Source organism: Streptococcus sp. 9.1, assembly GCF_016648815.1.
Lineage (GTDB): Bacteria > Bacillota > Bacilli > Lactobacillales > Streptococcaceae > Streptococcus > Streptococcus salivarius_E.
Genome location: NZ_JACLQS010000010.1, coordinates 1 through 18,403, shown reverse-complemented (window position 1 = coordinate 18,403; position 18,403 = coordinate 1). Strand labels below are relative to the sequence as shown.

Below are 18,403 nucleotides of genomic sequence, written 5' to 3'. Positions count from 1 at the left end.
TTTTTAATAGCAACAAAAAAGAAGCTACGATTCATTTACGTAACTTCTTTCTTTTTATCTAGCAACTAGAATTAGTTGTTAAGTGCTGCTGCCATTGTAGCTGCAACTTCTGATTCAAAGTCGTTAGATGCTTTTTCGATACCTTCACCAACTTCAAAGCGAACGAATTCTACTACTGAAGCGTTTACTGATTCAAGGTAAGCTTCAACTGTTTTGCTGTCGTCCATGATGTAAACTTGAGCAAGAAGAGTGTAAGCTTGGTCAACTTTAGTGTTGTCAAGCAAGAAGCGGTCCATTTTACCTGGGATGATTTTATCCCAGATTTTTTCTGGTTTACCTTCAGCAGCCAACTCAGCTTTGATATCTTCTTCAGCTTGAGCAAGAACAGCATCAGTCAATTGAGCTTTAGAACCATATTTAAGGTGTGGAAGAGCTGGTTTGTTAACCATTGCACGGCTTTCGTTATCTTGATCGATAGCGTGGTTAAGTTGTGCCAATTCATCTTTAACAAATTGTTCATCCAATTCAGTGTATGAAAGAACAGTTGGTTTCATCGCTGCGATGTGCATTGAGATTTGTTTTGCAAGAGCATCATCTCCACCTTCGATAACTGAAACAACACCGATACGTCCACCGTTGTGTTGGTAAGCTCCGAAGTGTTGGGCATCAGTTTTCTCAACAACTGCAAAACGACGGAATGAAATCTTTTCACCGATAGTAGCTGTAGCAGTTACGTATGCAGCTTCAAGAGTTTCACCTGAAGGCATAGTCAATGCAAGTGCTTCTTCGTTGTTAGCTGGTTTACCTTCAGCAATTACTTTAGCTGTTTCGTTTACCAACTCAACGAATTGAGCGTTTTTCGCAACGAAGTCAGTTTCAGCGTTAACTTCAACAACTGCTGCAACGTTACCGTTAACGTAAACACCAGTCAAACCTTCAGCTGCAACACGGTCAGCTTTCTTAGCTGCTTTAGCCATACCTTTTTCGCGAAGCAATTCAATCGCTTTTTCGATATCACCTTCAACTTCAACCAATGCTTTTTTAGCGTCCATGACACCAGCACCAGATTTTTCACGCAATTCTTTAACAAGTTTAGCTGTAATTTCTGCCATTTTGTTTTTCTCCAAATTTATTTTATCAAACTAAGGGGCAGGGCTGAGCCCCGCCCCTTAGGTGTTTGTCGTATCTTACAGTGGGCATATAGCCCTAACCAATCTTAAAGATTAGTTGTTGTCACCTTCGACAACTTCAACGATTTCTTCGATTGAATCAGCTGCAGCTGCTTCTTGGAAATCTGCAGAAGCATCTTCACCTTGGTTACCTTCGATGATAGCATCAGCCATTTTTGAAGTGATCAATTTAACGGCACGGATAGCGTCATCGTTAGCTGGGATGATTACATCGATCTCATCTGGATCAGCGTTTGTATCAACCATCGCTACAACTGGGATACCAAGTTTTTTAGCTTCTTTAACAGCGATTTGTTCTTTGTGTGGGTCAACGATGTAGATTACATCTGGAATGCGAGGCATATCTTCGATACCACCCAAGAATTTTTCAAGACGTGCACGTTGTTTGTTAAGAAGTGCAACTTCTTTCTTAGGAAGAACTTCGAAAGTTCCATCAGCTTCCATTTGTTTGATTTCTTTCAAACGAGCGATACGTTTTTGGATAGTATCCCAGTTTGTAAGAGTACCACCCAACCAACGGTGGTTGATGTAGTATTGACCAGCACGAGTTGCTTCTTCAGCTACTGCTTCAGCTGCTTGTTTTTTAGTACCAACGAACAAGATTACTGCATCGTTAGCTGCTGCTTCACGAACGAATTCGTAAGCTGTATCAGCCATTTTTACAGTTTGTTGCAAGTCGATAACGTGGATTCCGTTACGTTCTGTGAAGATGTACTTAGCCATCTTAGGATTCCAGCGACGAGTTTGGTGACCGAAGTGAACACCAGCCTCAAGAAGTTGTTTCATTGAAATTACTGCCATGAGTATTTCTCCTTAAAATTTGTTTTTTCCTCTTCTAAGCTTTAGACTTGCAGTCCCACCCTGCGGCAACAAGACCACAATCGGCTTAGAATGAGTATTTGTCACTTTACGCAACTATAATAGTTTATCAAAAAAAGTGACATTTGACAAGCTCTAAAACCAGTCTGACCATTAGAAAAATCCCCCTCTCATTAAAATTGCAATCGTTTTCTTTGAGGTTGATGAGTATTTCGTTTATAATTAGGCTATTAAAAATAGAGGAGGACATTATTTTGTCATTAGTCGGAAAAGAAATTATTGAATTTTCAGCACAAGCTTATCACAACGGGGAATTCATTACTGTTACAGATGAAGATGTTAAAGGTAAATGGGCGGTCTTCTGCTTCTATCCTGCAGATTTTTCATTTGTCTGCCCAACTGAACTCGGTGACCTTCAAGAACAATATGAAGCTCTTAAATCTCTTGGTGTAGAGGTTTACTCTGTCTCTACCGATACTCACTTTGTTCACAAAGCTTGGCATGATGACTCAGATGTTGTTGGAACTATTACTTATCCTATGATTGGGGATCCTTCACACCACATCTCACAAGGTTTTGATGTTCTTGGACAAGATGGTCTCGCACAACGTGGTACATTCATTATTGATCCAGATGGTGTTATCCAAATGATGGAAATTAACGCTGATGGTATTGGACGCGATGCAAGTACTCTTGTTGATAAAGTCCGTGCTGCTCAATATATTCGTCAACATCCAGGTGAAGTTTGTCCAGCCAAATGGAAAGAAGGAGCTGAAACACTTACTCCTAGCTTAGATCTTGTAGGTAAAATTTAACAACCAGGGGGTATCCATGGTCTTAGATAAAGAAATCAAGACACAATTAGCGCAGTATTTAAATTTACTAGAATCTGATATTGTATTACAAACAGATTTAGGGGATGATGATAATTCTCGTAAAGTAAAAGAATTTCTAGACGAGATTGTCGCTATGTCTGACCGCATTAGTCTTGAATCAACACATTTAAAACGTCAACCTAGTTTTGGTATTGCACAAAAAGGGAAAAAAAGTCGTGTTATTTTCTCAGGCTTACCAATGGGCCACGAATTCACATCTTTCATTTTAGCTCTCTTGCAAGTTTCTGGTCGTCCACCTAAAGTTGATAAGGACACTATCGAACGTATCAAGAAGATTGATAAAACCATCGATTTAGAGACTTATGTTTCATTAACATGTCACAATTGTCCAGACGTTGTTCAAGCCTTTAATATAATGGCTGTTTTGAACCCAAATATCACTCACACCATGATTGAAGGTGGGATGTATCAGGATGAGGTCAAAGCTAAAGGTATCATGTCTGTTCCTACGGTTTACAAAGACCAAGAAGAATTTACATCTGGTCGTGCAACCATTGAACAGCTTGTAGAAAAATTGGACGGACCACTTGATGCTGATGCTTTCGCTGATAAAGGTGTCTATGATGTTTTGGTTATTGGTGGTGGCCCTGCTGGAAACAGTGCGGCCATCTATGCTGCCCGTAAAGGTTTAAAAACTGGTCTTTTAGCAGAAACCTTTGGTGGACAAGTTATCGAGACAGTCGGCATTGAGAACATGATTGGTACGCTATATACAGAAGGTCCTAAGTTAATGGCCCAAGTTGAAGAGCATACGAAATCTTATGATGTTGATATCATCAAAAGTCAATTAGCTACTGGCATCGAAAAGAAAGAACTTATTGAAGTGACACTGGCTAACGGTGCCGTTTTAAAATCCAAAACTGCCATCCTGGCTCTCGGAGCCAAATGGCGTAATATCAACGTTCCTGGCGAGGAAGAATTCCGCAATAAAGGTGTTACTTACTGCCCACACTGTGATGGTCCACTATTTGAAGGGAAGAATGTTGCAGTTATCGGTGGTGGTAACTCAGGTTTGGAAGCGGCTTTAGATTTAGCTGGCATTACTAAACATGTTACGGTCTTAGAGTTCTTACCTGAATTAAAGGCAGATCAAGTCTTACAAGAACGAGCTGCTAAAACTGATAATCTAACCATTCTTAAGAACGTTGCAACCAAAGAAATTGTTGGTCAAGATCATGTAACTGGTTTGAATTACGTTGAGCGTGATACAAACGAAGAAAAACATCTTGATCTTGAAGGTGTCTTTGTTCAAATTGGTCTTGTACCAAATACTGCTTGGCTCAAAGATAGTGGTATTGAACTCAATGAGCGCCAAGAAATTATCGTTGATAAATTTGGTTCAACAAATATCCCTGGTATTTTTGCTGCAGGTGACTGTACAGATAGTGCCTACAAGCAAATCATTATCTCCATGGGGTCTGGTGCTACAGCTGCTATCGGAGCATTTGATTACTTGATTAGACAATAATCAACACTTGCGTGTTAGTAATCTATCTTCAACAGTTATAATTAATATGAAGAGGTTGAATGTCTTTCAACCTCTTTATGTTTCTTGTAAATAGGCAGTTTGAATAATCAACCAGTCAATTTGATGAAAGAGACTTGACGAATCTTTTTTTTTTCGATAGAATGGTATCTGTTATGGCGGTATAGCCAAGTGGTAAGGCACGGCTCTGCAAAAGCTTGATCGTCGGTTCAAATCCGTCTACCGCCTTCATAATACGAAGACACCTTAGGGTGTCTTTTTTTCATTATTGCATATAAAAATACCCGAAGCTAGAAACCTCGGGTATTCATTATTCTTATTTAATCGCTTCAATCAAAGCTTCCGCTTGATTCTGAAGGCTTTCAAGAACTTCTTCAGTTGCTAGGAATTTCCCATCTGCCCAGGCTGTATCATTTACACGTGTCGCTGTAAAATCACCAACCACTTGGGTACGGATAAATGGTAACAAGTCTTTGTAGGCATCAAAAAGTTGATTGTGACCACCATTAGCAACTGATGACACGGTTACAATCTTATCTTGAAGAGCTGATGGCCCTGAAGGATCTGATAGGTCAAGGGCACGGCTCAACCAGTCAAGCAAATTTTTCACTGGCCCAGGAATTGAGAAATTATAAACCGGTGAGAAAATCCAAATTGCGTCTGCTGCCAAGACCTGTTCTCGAACTTCTGCCAAAACTGGAAGAACTGGACTTTCTAAATCCTGATTAAAAACAGGTACTTGACTATAGTCAAGATAAGAAACATTAGCTTTACCAGCTAACATTTTCTCAGCTTCTTCTGCTAATTGGTGGTTAAATGATCCCTTGCGAAGAGATCCAACGATAAATAAAATGTTTTTCATGATACGTTTCCTTTGTATTTCTAATAATTGATTTTTACTACTACATAGTAATATATATAATTCCATTAGAAATATAAAGAAATATGCTCAGACATTCTTAAATTTTTTCAGGAGCTCTACCAACTGTGCCTGCTCTTCAGGTGTCAGAACGGAAAAAGTCTCCTCAATAGCTCGTTGATGTGGCGGGATTGCTGCTTGAATAATACGACGGCCCTCATCCGTCAAATCAACCTCGAAAGCACGCTTATCTGTTTGGCAGGCTTCTCGCGTCAACCAACCTTTTTTCTCCATATTTTTAATGACGACAGTCATATTCCCGGAGGTGGCAAGCATGCAGTCAATTAATTCGCCAATTTTCATACGTCCTTTAGCATTAAGCACGTCCATGACTCCAAATTGAGTTGGTGTCAAATTAAATTCTTTAAAGGTCTCAGAAACCTTGGCATCGATGGTACGAAAAGCCTTACGCATAACTACCATACTTTTTACAGCCATGTTTTTATCTAAGTCACTCATTTCTAGTCCTTTCCAAATAGATGCTGTTTTTATTACTCTACCACAGTTTTTCTAAAAGTGGTATATGAAAATGAAAAAATAAGAAAAAAGAGTCCTTAGATATCTAACCAATACCTCAGAACTCTTTCATTTCTAACTATTACGATTCCAAAAAAGGGCTAATAAGATAACAGCACCTAGTACTGAAGGAACGATAGCAGTATCTGCTAGCATCGGTCCCCAATTTCCAAAAAGAAGCTGACCAACAAAAGCACCTAGCCATCCAACAAAGGTCTTACCAATACAGCCCATATGTTCACCCCTATTTGATATAGCAGAGGCAATAAGGCCAATTAGAAAACCAACTATCATACTTCCAATCATGATAAATTCTCCCTCATACTTAGATTACCCAATCCCCATTTCGGAAGATCGGTACACGACTACCATCTTGGCGGATACCATCAATATCCATTTGATTTGAACCAATCATAAAGTCTACGTGTACATCAGAACGATTAAGACCAGCTTCCTTAAGCTCCTCTTCTGTCATGTCTGCCCCTCCCTCAACACTGGTAGCATAGGCTGCTCCAATAGCTAGGTGGTTGGATGCATTCTCATCAAAAAGAGTGTTAAAGAAAGTGATGCCTGACTGTGAAATAGGACTTGGATCTGGTACCAAAGCACATTCACCTAGAGCACGCGCCCCATTATTGTTGAAGACGAGATTCTTCATCACTTCATCACCTTGGTCCGCTGTGATATCTACAATTTCACCATCTTTGAAGGTTACCTTGATTCCCTCAATAATATTACCATTGTAGCTTAGAGGCTTTGTGCTTGAGACATAACCATCTGCACGACGAAAATCTGGTGCCGTAAAGACCTCTTCTGTTGGCATATTAGGAAGGAAACCTTCACCTTGCGCATTAATGGCACCTGCAGACTCCCAAACATGGTTTTTAGGCAATCCTAGAGTCAAATCTGTTCCAGGTGCTTGATAGTGTAAGGCTGAGAATTGTGCTTCATTGAGTAGGCGTGCTTTAGCATCCAAGCGATCAGCATGTTCCTTCCAAGCACGTACAGGGTCCTCTTCATAGACACGACAAGTCTTGAAAATTTGGTCCCAAAGTAAATCTACAGCTTCCTCATCACTCGCAGCATCGGGAAAGACCTTCTTAGCCCATTCCTTACCAGCTGCAGCAGCTACAGTCCAACTAACCTTATTAGACTGAGTTGCCACCTGCATAGGTTTAAAAGCCACTCCAGTAGCTTTAGCATGAGCAGATAAACGTTCAGGAGCTACACCATTAAGGGCACCTGGATCTGATGAACGAACACCTAAGCGACTTGCCTTCTTGGCCAACAAATATTCCATCTCAGCTTTTTTATAGGCAGGAACCTCTTCGATGCGGTCCATATCAGCATGCAAGAAGCGCTCGCGATTAATAATATCATCTGACCATTGAACGATTACCTCAGCTGCTCCTAGAGCATAGGCTTCTTTAACTAAGAGGTGTGCTAGCTCTGCTTGTTCTACATCAATGCTCAAAGCCACTGTGTGACCAGGTTGCACATTAATCCCATTAGCAACCAGTAATTTAGCATATTTCTCAAGATTTTCTTTAAAATTTGGTAAAACCATGATTAACTCCTTGAAACTATAATTTTCTATCAGTATACCATAAGACGAAGAAAAAGGTTTCCTCTCAGCTTTGGCTTTTTAGCATCACATGCAGCCCCCTAAACAAAAAGAGAACGGAGACTGACTCCATTCTCTCAAAGTTGATGACAATTCTCTTCAGCCATTAAAAGAAATCATCAAAAAGACTTAATTGATTATCTTCTGGCATATTTCCTAGGATTCCCATTTCATCCAATTTTTCAACCAAGGTTGATGATAGGCCTCCTCGTTTACGCAATTCTGTCTTGGAAAGGAACTCCCCTTCTTCACGCGCAGCAACCACTTGCTTAGCAACATTCTCACCCAAACCTTCAAGTGCAATAAACGGTGGAATCAAGGTATCTCCTTCAATCAAAAATTCAGTTGCCTGACTCTTATAAAGATCCAACTGACCAAAGGTAAAGCCACGTTCTAACATTTCATTGACAATTTCAAGCGTCGTAAATAAGTCATTTTCAACATTAGTCGCTTCATTTCGTTGGCGCTTCTCCTTAATATCTTCCATTCGAGCTTTAACAGCATCAAGACCCGCAGACATCGTCTTAAGCTCAAATGCTTTAGCTCGAATCGAGAAGTAGGCACAATAGTAATAAATAGGATGGTGCACTTTGAAATAAGCTACACGTAGGGCCATCATAACGTAGGCTGCCGCATGGGCTTTAGGGAACATGTATTTGATTTTACCACAAGATTCAATGTACCAGTCTGGAACATTATTTTCACGCATAGCTTGAATATAGCAATTACGCTCTTCTTCGGAAATCTTCAACCACATCCCCTTACGCACACGTTCCATGATTGTGAAGGCCATCTTAGGATCTAATCCCGCATGCATTAGGTATACCATGATATCATCACGACAACCGATAACTGTTTTCAGAGTGGCGATACCTTCCTTAATCAAATCTTGTGCATTACCTAACCAAACGTCTGTTCCGTGGGACAAACCAGATAACTGTAAGAGTTCCGCAAAGGTCGTCGGATGCGTCTCGTCGACCATACCACGAACAAAGTTAGTCCCAAACTCAGGGATTCCCAACATTCCCGTTGGTGTCCCAATCTGTTCAGGTGTTACCCCTAAAATATCAGTCCCTGAAAAAAGTTTCATTACATCTGGATCATCTGCTCGAATATCTTTTGGATCGATTCCTGATAAATCCTGCAACTTACGAATCATAGTCGGATCATCATGTCCCAGAATATCAAGCTTCAACACGTTCTCATCGATATCGTGGAAATTAAAGTGAGTCGTCTGCCAGGCAGCCGTTACATCATCAGCCGGATATTGAACAGGTGTGAAATCATAGACATCCATATAATTTGGAATAACAACAATACCACCCGGGTGCTGACCTGTGTTTCGCTTAACCCCAGCGGCCCCCATGGCCAGACGATCGACCTCGGCATCACGGTAAAACTTATTGTAGTCACGTTCGTAACCTTTGACAAAACCATAAGCCGTCCGATCTGCAACAGTACCTACTGTTCCAGCACGAAAAGCATATTGCTCTCCAAAAATATCACGAACATCCAAGTGGGCTGATGGTTGATCATCACCGGAAAAGTTCAAATCGATATCCGGAACCTTATCCCCATCAAAACCTAGGAAAGTCTCGAAAGGAATATCCTGACCATCTTTTTTATACTCCGTTCCACATTCCGAACACTCCTTATCAGGCAAATCGAAGCCAGATCCATAAGAACCATCTGTAATGAACTCCGAGTGTTGACATTTAGGACATAAATAGTGTGGCGGCATCGGATTAACCTCAGTAATTCCAATCATCGTCGCAACAAAACTAGAACCGACAGATCCACGCGAACCAACTAGGTACCCACGTTCATTTGAACGGTTAACCAACATCTGCGAAGCCAGGTAAATTACGGCAAAACCATTACCAAGAATTGAGGACAACTCTTTCTCAATTCGCAGATCAATAATATCAGGCAAAGGATTACCATAGAGCTCAAACGCTCTAGCATATGTCATCTCCGCAACCTGTTCTTCCGCACGATCAATGAAAGGTGTGTACAAGTCTTTTTTGACAACCTCGACCTCTTCAATTTGGTCTGCCATAGCCTGCGTATTAGTTACAACAATTTCATAGGCTAAGTCTTTTCCCAAAAAGGCAAAGTCATCTAGCATCTCATTCGTTGTTCTAAAATGCGCTTCAGGTAAAGGAGCAGGTTTCGCATTTTCTCCCTTACCGATTGGCCTATTAATCATTGCTCCTTGTCCCAAAGCACGAACAATGATTTCACGATAAATCGCATCCTCAGGATTGATATAATGTACATTTCCTGTAGCAAGCACAGGCTTGTCCAGACGATTAGCAACTTCAATCAAATCTCGAATCAGTTGTTCTATAGCCACCTCATCCTTAATTAAGTCCTTCGCAATCAATGGTGCATAAATCGCTGGTGGCATAACTTCAATAAAGTCATAATATTTAGCAACTTCAACTGCCTTGTCAATACCATGAGACAGAAGCGTATCAAAAACCTCACCATCAGCACAAGCAGAACCTACAATGATTCCCTCACGATACTCATCTAAGACCGTACGAGGAATACGTGCTACCCCCTCAAAGTATGAGACATTTGATAAACTTACCAACTTAAAGATATTCTTCAAGCCAGTTTGATTCTGAACATACAGCGTCGCATGTTTAACACGAGACTTTTTATACGAATCTTCAGAAACCAAATCCGTGTTCAACTGTTCCAAATTAGTCAAACCGTGCTTATCAAACACATCTTTTATGAAGATAAACAACAAACGGCCCGTTGCTTCCGCATCATAATTGGCCATGTGGTGGTGATCTAAAGCCACACCAAACCGCTTCGTCAAAGGACCCAAACCATGACGCTTATACTCAGGATAAAGATTTCGTGCAAATTCTAAAGTATCAATAACTGGTTGTGAAATTGTTGGTAACTGATGTCTTTCATAATTGGCATTCATAAAACCAACGTCAAAGGTCGCATTATGGGCTACTAGCACAGTTCCTTGACAGAATTCTTGAAACTCCTGTAAAACTTGGACTAAAGGTTTAGCACCTTTTACATGATTATCAGTAATACCTGTCAACTCAGTAGTAAAAGCAGAAAGAGGATGCCCTGGGTCTATAAATTCATCAAATTGCTCAATAATATTACCTTTATGCATTTTTGATGCCGCAATCTGAATCAAATCATTATGAACAGCAGACAAGCCCGTTGTCTCAACGTCAAATACAACATAAGTTGCTTCTTTTAATTCCAAATTCTGGGAATTATAAACAATAGGAACTTTATCCTCAACAAGATTGGCTTCAAGACCAAAAATAGCTTTAATACCAGCTTTCTTAGCCCTATGGTAGCCATGAGGAAAACTCTGAACATTAGCGTGATCAGTTATAGCAACAGCTGGATGCCCCCAAGAAGCAGCAGTGTCAATAAGCTCTTCCACAGTTGGCATGGCATCCATAGTCGACATGTTAGTATGTGCATGAAATTCCACACGCTTTTGTCCCTCAGGCATCAAATCCTTGCGAGGTGTGTGCGAAATCTCTTTGATATCTTGTACATTCATTGTCAGGCTATGAGTGAAAGGATTATTCTCAATACGACCGCGAACTCTTACCCAGTTCCCCTTTTTTATCATATCGAACTTAGCAAGCTCATCACTATCTTTGACCCAGCGCTGCATTGCAAAACTAGAGGTATAATCAGTTACCTTGAAATTAATAATAATTCGACCCGTCTTAGTTTCGCGTTGCTCTACATCAAAAATATATCCTTCAAAAACAACACGATTCTCTTCAGAATTAATATCAACCATTGGCGTTATTTCAGCCTTATCAAAACTAGCTTGACGTTGACTTTGTTTCTCAGCAAAATTTTGGTCCGGTTCGTTCACAGGTTTCGGTGTTGGAGCACTCTCAAGAATAGATTGAAGAGCCTGTCTTGCCTGAGATTCAGCTTGTTCTTGTAAAGAAACCTTGTTTGTTTCGTAAGCCTCTTCTAAAGAAGATGACGCTTCCTTATCTTCAAGAACAGAAATTGATACGTCAGATAAACCAACTTGAGAAAGAGATTTAGAAATCAAAGAAATAAATCTATCCTGTAAATTTTCTTTAATAATATGCGCTGGAGCCTTAACACAAATACTATTATTTGAAATTTCAACCTTTAGATTTGAGAATAAAGAATAAATAGAAAAGTGAGAAACTTTTAAACTATCTAAGGCATATGAAAAATAATCTTCAAGTAAAGAATCATCGCAAGAAGTAGAAAATAAACGAATCTCAAAAGAAGCTTTGGCACCTAAAGAATTGAAGGAAGAATGAAGTAAACTATCAAAAAGCACAAAAGACTCATAAGAAAGAACACTAGGAAAAGAAAAAACAAAAAACCACTGCCGTTTTGATTTAAATAGTTTTACTGTTTCGATAGAACCATCTTTAATTTCTTTAAAAGCATCGTGTTCCTCAGGAAAACGAATTTGCTTTAAGAGAAGCTGAAATTTATCAGACATAAAAATTAAACTCCTATAGACAAAAAAACACTCCTAAAGGAGTGTAACTTATACCGGCGGCCGGGGTCGAACCGGCACGTCCTTGCGGACACTGGATTTTGAGTTCCATAACTCCATTATTTAAATCTTACAACCTTGATTTAATAGGGCTTTAAGCCTTTTAAATCTTGCAAAATAGACTCATTTTTCAAATTTTAGTAACTTTTTGGTAACACTCCATACCTTATCGTTCTAAGAGCATCATCAGAGAATAGACGATATGTCCCAACAGGTTATATTCATCCAGAGGTATTCAAGACACTTGTACGATTATTTGAGGTATATGGAATATTAACAAACTAAACATAAATTAGATCTAGTTTTTGTATAAATGACTCTAATATTTTTCTTTTAGATTTTGAGTCTAATATTATTAGTTTTAAATCTCAGAAATATTGATTTTATAAGCTTTTTTTCCATAATATTTTTTAAAACTTAGTATCACTTCCAAAGTTTAGATACTTTTTAGTAACTATAAAATGCTAGAAAGTATACTCCTTATTAAAAAGAGTTTTGGACTAGTTTTGTGCAATTTTATTACCCATATCCGTAATAAGAGAGGCTAAATTAATTGCCTTTAATGATTGTAGAAATTGGTTGTGAATATCATTAGACACATAACCAGCTAGCAAAATATGCTCAGCCATGTCATATTGCTTAATCAAGAGAATCTTATCATGTTTTTCATTAAATAAAATCGCACTAATTGCTGTATTAAAGACTGGAAAACGAAAACTCGCACATTGTGAACAATAAGGAATATCTCCCTCATCTTTTAAAAATTTTTTCTCCAAAGGATGCCCACATTCGGGACAACAAGTCATTGTTTTGTCAAATATAGAAACCTCTTTTTTAAAGTTCTTAAAAGTAATTTTACCAGTAAAATCGAGACCACGCAAGACATTGAAATAAATCAAGACTTTTTTTTAAAATTTATCTTATGATATACTAAACTTATCAGCTATTGGTTCTGAAAAAGTGTCTGCCACAGTTTTACTACAAATTCTCATGACTTGTGCCAAGATTTATAAAAAACGGATAGCTATAATAGCTCTTAGAGCAAAAACATGACATATAGGAGGTTAAAGACATGTCATACTTTTATCTTTTTATCGCCATTGTAGGAGAGATATTGGGAACTAACCTTTTGAAATTATCAGACGGTTTTACAAAGCCTATTCCAACCGTTTCTGCCCTACTTAGCTATGGCGTTTGTTTCTATTTCCTCTCACTAGCAATGCAAAAAATTCCTTTAGGAATAGCTTATGCAACATGGTCAGCTGTCGGTTTAGTTTTGACAGCCTCTATCGCAGTAATGATTTTCAAAGAAACACTAAATGTTTATAGCATTATCGGTTTAATTTTGATTATCATTGGTGTTGTCATGGTTAACTTATTAGGAAATGCAGGACATTAATAAAACCGGCTCTATACTATTTGTAGTGGGTAAATCCCCTATGGATATTATGGAGCCTATTTTGTTGTAGAAAAAAAGTTCCATAAGAACTATAATGAAAAGCTAGAATTCTGTCAATATTTTGGACACATTTTGGGAGGGAATTTTGAAGACTAGCGTCCTCCTAATTTTCCCAATAAGTTTTAACTTCTTCAAAAATCTTATTCAAAAGTTCTGCATCTTTTTCTGACAACTGATTTTTTTCTATAACTCTATCTTTTAGTTCTGTTGCCTTTATTTTATTTCTTGCCACCGAAACTGCTATTGAATGTTTCAAAATATCAAACTCATCCTTTGAAAAGTTTGCAATATTGGTAAGATCTAATTGTTCTAGAGGTAAACTACTGATAATTGAATAAGGTTTTTGTCCCAGCAAATAATCTGTAGTAGTCCCAAAGATATTTGCTAATTTCACAACGAATTCTAATCCTGGTTCTAACGTTCCATTCTCCCACCGAGAATATGTCCCTTGTTGAACTCCAATTAATTCCGATATTTGTACTTGAGTTAACTTTTTTGATTTTCTGAGAGTTTTTAACCTCTCTGAAAATTTATAATCCTCTGTATACATAATTCTCCTATAGATATTCTTATTCGTATATTTTAGCTTGACAAAATATTCTAAACGGTATAAAATAGAATTATTCCATAAGGAATATTTATTTTGAGATTGAATATTCCATTGAGAATATTATAGCATAAAAGGAGGTAAAAGCGTATGTAACTAGTAGTCGATTTAAAAAATTTTAATAAAGGAGGTAGGATTCGACAAAATAAAAAATCTTGAAACAAATGTGCCGTTCGTTCCAAGATCAAAACATATTATGTAACAATTATACCACAGAAAACTCTTCAGTTGCACAAGAAAATTTCGGAGGTTTCACAAAAAGATGACCAATAAAGAGTTAGTCAATCAAATTTCTGGCCTAAACTCTACCTCTACTCTTAAAAATTGGATTCAACTGATTAAAGAGATAAGTGGCAAGGAATTTAAGAAAATTAAAGTTCCTATCAGTAGAAATCCCAGAACTCATCAATTAAGTTATACAGTTGCCTATGATTTTACAGACGAAGACCTTAGACAATTTCAAAAGTTAGCTAAACTAAAACTTGAAATAGGTCTAAAAGAGGCTATACAAGCCGTATTTGGGAGTCTAGCAGACAATGAACATGAATCCCTAAACCAAGTAATAGATGAGCTCTACGATGAACTGAGCGCCTTAAAACAGGAATTTAAGCGAGAAATGCGACTGATAAAAATTGAGAATTCCAACCTAAAAAAGAAAATCCAAGATATTGAAGAGTCGATGCAAACCGGCTTACTAGGGTTTGTTAACAAGAGGTCAAAAAATAGGTTCGGCTAATAGCGAGTTTTCGGCTGAGCCATGAGGCAGAAAGCCGAAAATGAGCGTAGATGCGGACGGACCATTTTTGACCGATAGGGTGTGTAGTAACACCACCCTCTGCAAGTTAGGTGTACCATCGAAAGAATTCAGTATTACCAAGGGTTTTGGAGATTTCAAGGGTGGCAAAATTAGGCAAAAAGTTGAATCAAAATCTATGGCAAAAAAGGAGCATTTACGTTCTGTATTTGACTGGATTCAAATTCAGTTTGATAAGACTGAATTTTCGCCAAAAGAAATAATCGAAGATATCCTATTTCTTGACTTTGACCTATTTATTGAGAATAAGGGGAGCCTTAAATACTATAACTATGATAGCCAGCTTCATTATGGGAATATCCGTATCTACTATGGATCGAAAGAGTCGTCCTACATGCTTGTCATGTCAGGACAGGCACTAGAGTTCTATAGAGATAAGGTATTAGATCCAAATAGTCTGTCCGAAAGACAGTTTCTGGACAACCTCTACTACAATTACAATCAATTTTCAGTAAGACGAATTGATATTGCAATAGATGATTTTAATGAAACACCCTATTTCACTCCTAATCAGCTTCTAAAGATTTGTCAGAAGAAACGCTTTATATATGGAAAAAGCACCTACTACAATACCTACGGAGATGAAACAATCGGTCAGACCTTATATTTGAGAAAACCCAATGATGATGAAAGACTTAGAATTTACGATAAACGCTTAGAACGAGCTGAGAAGCTCGGTATCAGCAAGCGGTATATAGAAAATTGGATAAGAACTGAGTTAGAACTTAGGAAAGAAAAAGCTCACTACTTCATTCAAGAATGGTTGCATTCAGAAATAGATCTTCTCAACTTTACCAAGGGATATCTCAAAGAAAAAGTGAGATTCTATAGTGATAGTCATTTCTCAAAACCTTTGAGATCTTGGGAAAAGTTTTTAGGTCACTCAAAACCTGTCTCTATCATTATTTCAAAACCAAAAACAGAACTGGAACAAAAATTAGAATGGTTTACCTATAAAGGTTCAGGAGCTATTCTGAAAGCGTATAAATTTCTATACGACAATAATTTACTGCATGAGTATGAGAAATCTAACTATCTCGCACTCAACAATATGGAATATCCACCAGATTTAGCAAGTGGATTAATAGAAAGGGCAATACTCTTTAAAAGAGAGGATTTGATCCCTACAATCAAAGAAAATATCAAAAGGAGAAATTAACTATGGCAAAAATGCTCTCACAAAATGACTGGAATTTTAATAACATTGGAACAAAATTTGAATTGGATGAAGTCATTCCAAAATTTGAAACGGAAGTCCGTGCAGATGCAAACGGAGAAATTATCAAAAACCGAGATGGTAGCGAAAGACGTTTTAATACCGATAAAATCATTGGTTGGAAATACAATGTAACAATCAAGGATGGACAATTCAAAAAGAAATCAACCCAAGTCTCTGTAGACAATCCAGAAGCTTTAGTTGATAATGACTATATCCAAGCAATGGATGAAGTACCAGTTACATTTGACAATTTACAAGCTACTATGATTAGTTCGACAATGTATTACAAGGCGGATGCTATCCATTTAGTAGATGTAAAACAAAAATAAGTATCAGACAAGGGGAGTTAATCCTCCCCTTACTTAATCTAATTAGAAAAGGAGATCACATGATTAAAACTGTAACAAAAGATGACCTTATCGAACTTGGATTTGCTCCAGGAACTGCAAGAAAGATTATCCATACTGGCAAATTACTATTAGTAAATCGTGGTTTTAACATCTACGATAACAAACGGATTGGTACAATTCCAGCCAGTGTCGCTGAAGAACTACTAGGAATTGAACTCCAGAAAGAAGCATAATGAATGACTATTCGTAAAACTAAAAGTGGTAAATGGACCGTTGATGTTTCTAATGGTTTCCACCCAGTCACACAAAAAAGAATACGTATCATTCGAAAAGGATTAAAATCTAAAAAGGAAGCACTAGAACTAGAACAACATATTCGAGTTGTAGAATTAAAGGAAAAACAATTTGACTTTGTAGTAACAACAGATATGTTATTCCAGTTGCTTGAAGAAGACGATTTGAAAAATGGCAGAAAAATAAGCTATACAAGTACACAAAGAAACAATTATGAGCGTCATATTAAACCATATTTTAAAAATACAAATTTAAATAAATTAACGTATGACCATATATTCGAATTTCGTGAATACCTAAAAACAAAACCTAAAAAACAAAATGAAAATGAAACTTTAAGTTTTAATACAATTAATAAAGTTCTAATTCTACTTAAAAAAATTTTTGACACTGGTATAAGAAAATCCCTTATTGATAAAAATCCTGTTGAGAATCTGAGAAAATTACCAATTAGGAAGCCTAATATCAAATTTTGGAGTATAGAAGAATTCACGAGATTTAGAGAACTTATTCAAGATGATGAAATAAGCTATGACCTGTTTTTCGTAATTGCTTTCTTTACTGGGATGAGAATGGGAGAAATACTCGCATTGAACTGGAATGATATAAATCTTTTAACAAATACAATTTTCGTTACCAAAACGGTATACTTTGTAAATAATACAAGCTACATTAATACAACAAAAACACGTTCAGGAACTAGAAATATTACAATCAATCAGAAATTAGCAGAAATGTTAAAAGATTGGAAAGAAAAACAAAAAGAAAAACTTAAGGAATTTACCAAAAATACTGACGAACTACAAATAATACAGAGTACACCAATAACTATTACAAAAAATATGATTGATAAGAAGTTTAAGCAAATACTAGAAAGGGATAAAGATTTAAAGAGAATAAGAATTCATGATTTAAGACACTCTCATGCATCATTACTTATAAATCAAGGGGAAGATTATCTTGTTGTTAAAGAAAGATTAGGACACGCATCTATTACGACAACAATTGATACTTATTCCCATTTGTACCCTAGCAAACAGAAAACATTAGCTAATAAACTTGATGATTTATTTTAAAATGGAAAAAATTGGTAACTCGACTTACAACAAAGAAAAAAAGACAAGGTCCGAAAACCTTGTCTTTAATACTATACCGGCGGCCGGGGTCGAACCGGCACGTCCTTGCGGACACTGGATTTTGAGTCCAGCGCGTCTGCCAATTCCGCCACGCCGGCAAAGTATAACTGGGGTAGCTGGATTCGAACCAACGCATGAGGGAGTCAAAGTCCCTTGCCTTACCGCTTGGCTATACCCCAAAAATATAGGCGAATGAGGGGAATCGAACCCCCGAATGTCAGAGCCACAATCTGATGTGTTAACCACTTCACCACATTCGCCACTTTACTAACACGGGCAGTAGGAATTGAACCCACACTGAAGGTTTTGGAGACCTTAGTTCTACCTTTAAACTATGCCCGTAACTATGGAAGGGGAGGGATTCGAACCCCCGAACCCGAAGGAGCGGATTTACAGTCCGCCGCGTTTAGCCTCTTCGCTACCCTTCCAAAATATAAACAAATGGCGCGAGACGGAATCGAACCGCCGACACATGGAGCTTCAATCCATTGCTCTACCAACTGAGCTACCGAGCCA

At 37.8% G+C, this 18,403-nt stretch carries 17 protein-coding genes and 7 tRNA genes; 9 read left to right on the top strand and 15 right to left on the bottom strand.

What is annotated here, in order from left to right:
• Positions 1 to 71: 71 nt before the first annotated feature.
• Both tsf and rpsB read right to left on the bottom strand, forming a co-directional pair.
• Positions 72 to 1,112 (bottom strand): translation elongation factor Ts, encoded by a 1,041-nt coding sequence (gene tsf / locus H7T93_RS07400; protein WP_002886343.1) that lies wholly within the window; start codon positions 1,110 to 1,112, stop codon positions 72 to 74.
• Between the two features lie 111 nt (positions 1,113 to 1,223).
• Entirely contained in the window at positions 1,224 to 1,991 is a 768-nt protein-coding gene (rpsB, locus tag H7T93_RS07395; RefSeq protein ID WP_002886342.1) for a 30S ribosomal protein S2, read from the bottom strand.
• 272 nt (positions 1,992 to 2,263) lie between these two features.
• Here rpsB and ahpC point away from each other — a divergent pair, with 272 nt between their 5' ends.
• From ahpC to H7T93_RS07380, 3 genes are all read left to right on the top strand, one after another.
• Positions 2,264 to 2,824 (top strand): alkyl hydroperoxide reductase subunit C, encoded by a 561-nt coding sequence (ahpC, locus tag H7T93_RS07390; protein ID WP_037599758.1) that lies wholly within the window; start codon positions 2,264 to 2,266, stop codon positions 2,822 to 2,824.
• 16 nt (positions 2,825 to 2,840) lie between these two features.
• Positions 2,841 to 4,373, top strand: a complete 1,533-nt coding sequence (ahpF, locus tag H7T93_RS07385; protein WP_201041721.1) for an alkyl hydroperoxide reductase subunit F — start codon at positions 2,841 to 2,843, stop codon at positions 4,371 to 4,373.
• Between the two features lie 175 nt (positions 4,374 to 4,548).
• Positions 4,549 to 4,619, top strand: a tRNA-Cys gene (locus H7T93_RS07380).
• 88 nt (positions 4,620 to 4,707) lie between these two features.
• Here the strand turns inward: H7T93_RS07380 and H7T93_RS07375 are convergent.
• From H7T93_RS07375 to H7T93_RS07350, 6 genes are all read right to left on the bottom strand, one after another.
• Complete coding sequence (locus tag H7T93_RS07375) at positions 4,708 to 5,253, bottom strand: NAD(P)H-dependent oxidoreductase (RefSeq protein WP_022496767.1); 546 nt, start codon at positions 5,251 to 5,253, stop codon at positions 4,708 to 4,710.
• A gap of 87 nt (positions 5,254 to 5,340) precedes the next feature.
• Positions 5,341 to 5,769, bottom strand: coding sequence for a MarR family winged helix-turn-helix transcriptional regulator (locus H7T93_RS07370; RefSeq protein WP_022496768.1), 429 nt, complete (start codon positions 5,767 to 5,769; stop codon positions 5,341 to 5,343).
• Positions 5,770 to 5,901: 132 nt separating this feature from the next.
• Entirely contained in the window at positions 5,902 to 6,132 is a 231-nt protein-coding gene (locus H7T93_RS07365) for a GlsB/YeaQ/YmgE family stress response membrane protein (protein ID WP_002886331.1), read from the bottom strand.
• Positions 6,133 to 6,151: 19 nt separating this feature from the next.
• Positions 6,152 to 7,393, bottom strand: coding sequence for an aminopeptidase (locus tag H7T93_RS07360; RefSeq protein ID WP_022496769.1), 1,242 nt, complete (start codon positions 7,391 to 7,393; stop codon positions 6,152 to 6,154).
• A 163-nt stretch (positions 7,394 to 7,556) separates the two neighbouring features.
• Positions 7,557 to 11,951, bottom strand: coding sequence for a PolC-type DNA polymerase III (locus tag H7T93_RS07355; RefSeq protein WP_175057360.1), 4,395 nt, complete (start codon positions 11,949 to 11,951; stop codon positions 7,557 to 7,559).
• Positions 11,952 to 12,508: 557 nt separating this feature from the next.
• On the bottom strand, positions 12,509 to 12,907 hold the full coding sequence (locus H7T93_RS07350) for a hypothetical protein (RefSeq protein ID WP_009732039.1): 399 nt from the start codon (positions 12,905 to 12,907) through the stop codon (positions 12,509 to 12,511).
• 173 nt (positions 12,908 to 13,080) lie between these two features.
• Between H7T93_RS07350 and H7T93_RS07345 the strand changes: the two genes are divergently transcribed.
• A complete protein-coding gene (locus H7T93_RS07345) occupies positions 13,081 to 13,407 on the top strand; it encodes a DMT family transporter (RefSeq protein ID WP_009732038.1) in 327 nt (108 codons plus the stop codon).
• Positions 13,408 to 13,570: 163 nt separating this feature from the next.
• Here the strand turns inward: H7T93_RS07345 and H7T93_RS07340 are convergent, their stop codons facing one another.
• Positions 13,571 to 14,017 carry a helix-turn-helix transcriptional regulator gene (locus H7T93_RS07340; RefSeq protein ID WP_000287814.1) on the bottom strand — a complete coding sequence of 149 codons (447 nt, stop codon included), beginning with the start codon at positions 14,015 to 14,017 and terminating at the stop codon, positions 13,571 to 13,573.
• A 319-nt stretch (positions 14,018 to 14,336) separates the two neighbouring features.
• Here H7T93_RS07340 and H7T93_RS07335 point away from each other — a divergent pair, with 319 nt between their 5' ends.
• The 5 genes from H7T93_RS07335 to H7T93_RS07315 are packed head-to-tail and all read left to right on the top strand — an operon-like array spanning position 14,337 to position 17,827.
• On the top strand, positions 14,337 to 14,810 hold the full coding sequence (locus H7T93_RS07335; protein ID WP_000182279.1) for a hypothetical protein: 474 nt from the start codon (positions 14,337 to 14,339) through the stop codon (positions 14,808 to 14,810).
• 40 nt (positions 14,811 to 14,850) lie between these two features.
• On the top strand, positions 14,851 to 16,047 hold the full coding sequence (locus tag H7T93_RS07330; RefSeq protein ID WP_118172280.1) for a replication initiation factor domain-containing protein: 1,197 nt from the start codon (positions 14,851 to 14,853) through the stop codon (positions 16,045 to 16,047).
• A gap of 2 nt (positions 16,048 to 16,049) precedes the next feature.
• Complete coding sequence (locus tag H7T93_RS07325; protein ID WP_006595173.1) at positions 16,050 to 16,436, top strand: hypothetical protein; 387 nt, start codon at positions 16,050 to 16,052, stop codon at positions 16,434 to 16,436.
• A gap of 59 nt (positions 16,437 to 16,495) precedes the next feature.
• A complete protein-coding gene (locus H7T93_RS07320; protein ID WP_000598356.1) occupies positions 16,496 to 16,690 on the top strand; it encodes a DUF3173 domain-containing protein in 195 nt (64 codons plus the stop codon).
• 3 nt (positions 16,691 to 16,693) lie between these two features.
• Entirely contained in the window at positions 16,694 to 17,827 is a 1,134-nt protein-coding gene (locus H7T93_RS07315; protein ID WP_118172281.1) for a tyrosine-type recombinase/integrase, read from the top strand.
• A 74-nt stretch (positions 17,828 to 17,901) separates the two neighbouring features.
• Here H7T93_RS07315 and H7T93_RS07310 read toward each other — a convergent pair.
• From H7T93_RS07310 to H7T93_RS07285, 6 genes are all read right to left on the bottom strand, one after another.
• A tRNA-Leu gene (locus H7T93_RS07310) sits at positions 17,902 to 17,985 on the bottom strand.
• A 9-nt stretch (positions 17,986 to 17,994) separates the two neighbouring features.
• Positions 17,995 to 18,066 (bottom strand) — tRNA-Gln (locus H7T93_RS07305).
• An 8-nt stretch (positions 18,067 to 18,074) separates the two neighbouring features.
• Positions 18,075 to 18,147, bottom strand: a tRNA-His gene (locus tag H7T93_RS07300).
• Between the two features lie 11 nt (positions 18,148 to 18,158).
• Positions 18,159 to 18,229: transfer RNA gene (locus H7T93_RS07295), tRNA-Trp, on the bottom strand.
• Positions 18,230 to 18,234: 5 nt separating this feature from the next.
• A tRNA-Tyr gene (locus H7T93_RS07290) sits at positions 18,235 to 18,315 on the bottom strand.
• Between the two features lie 14 nt (positions 18,316 to 18,329).
• A tRNA-Phe gene (locus tag H7T93_RS07285) sits at positions 18,330 to 18,402 on the bottom strand.
• Position 18,403 lies beyond the last annotated feature (1 nt).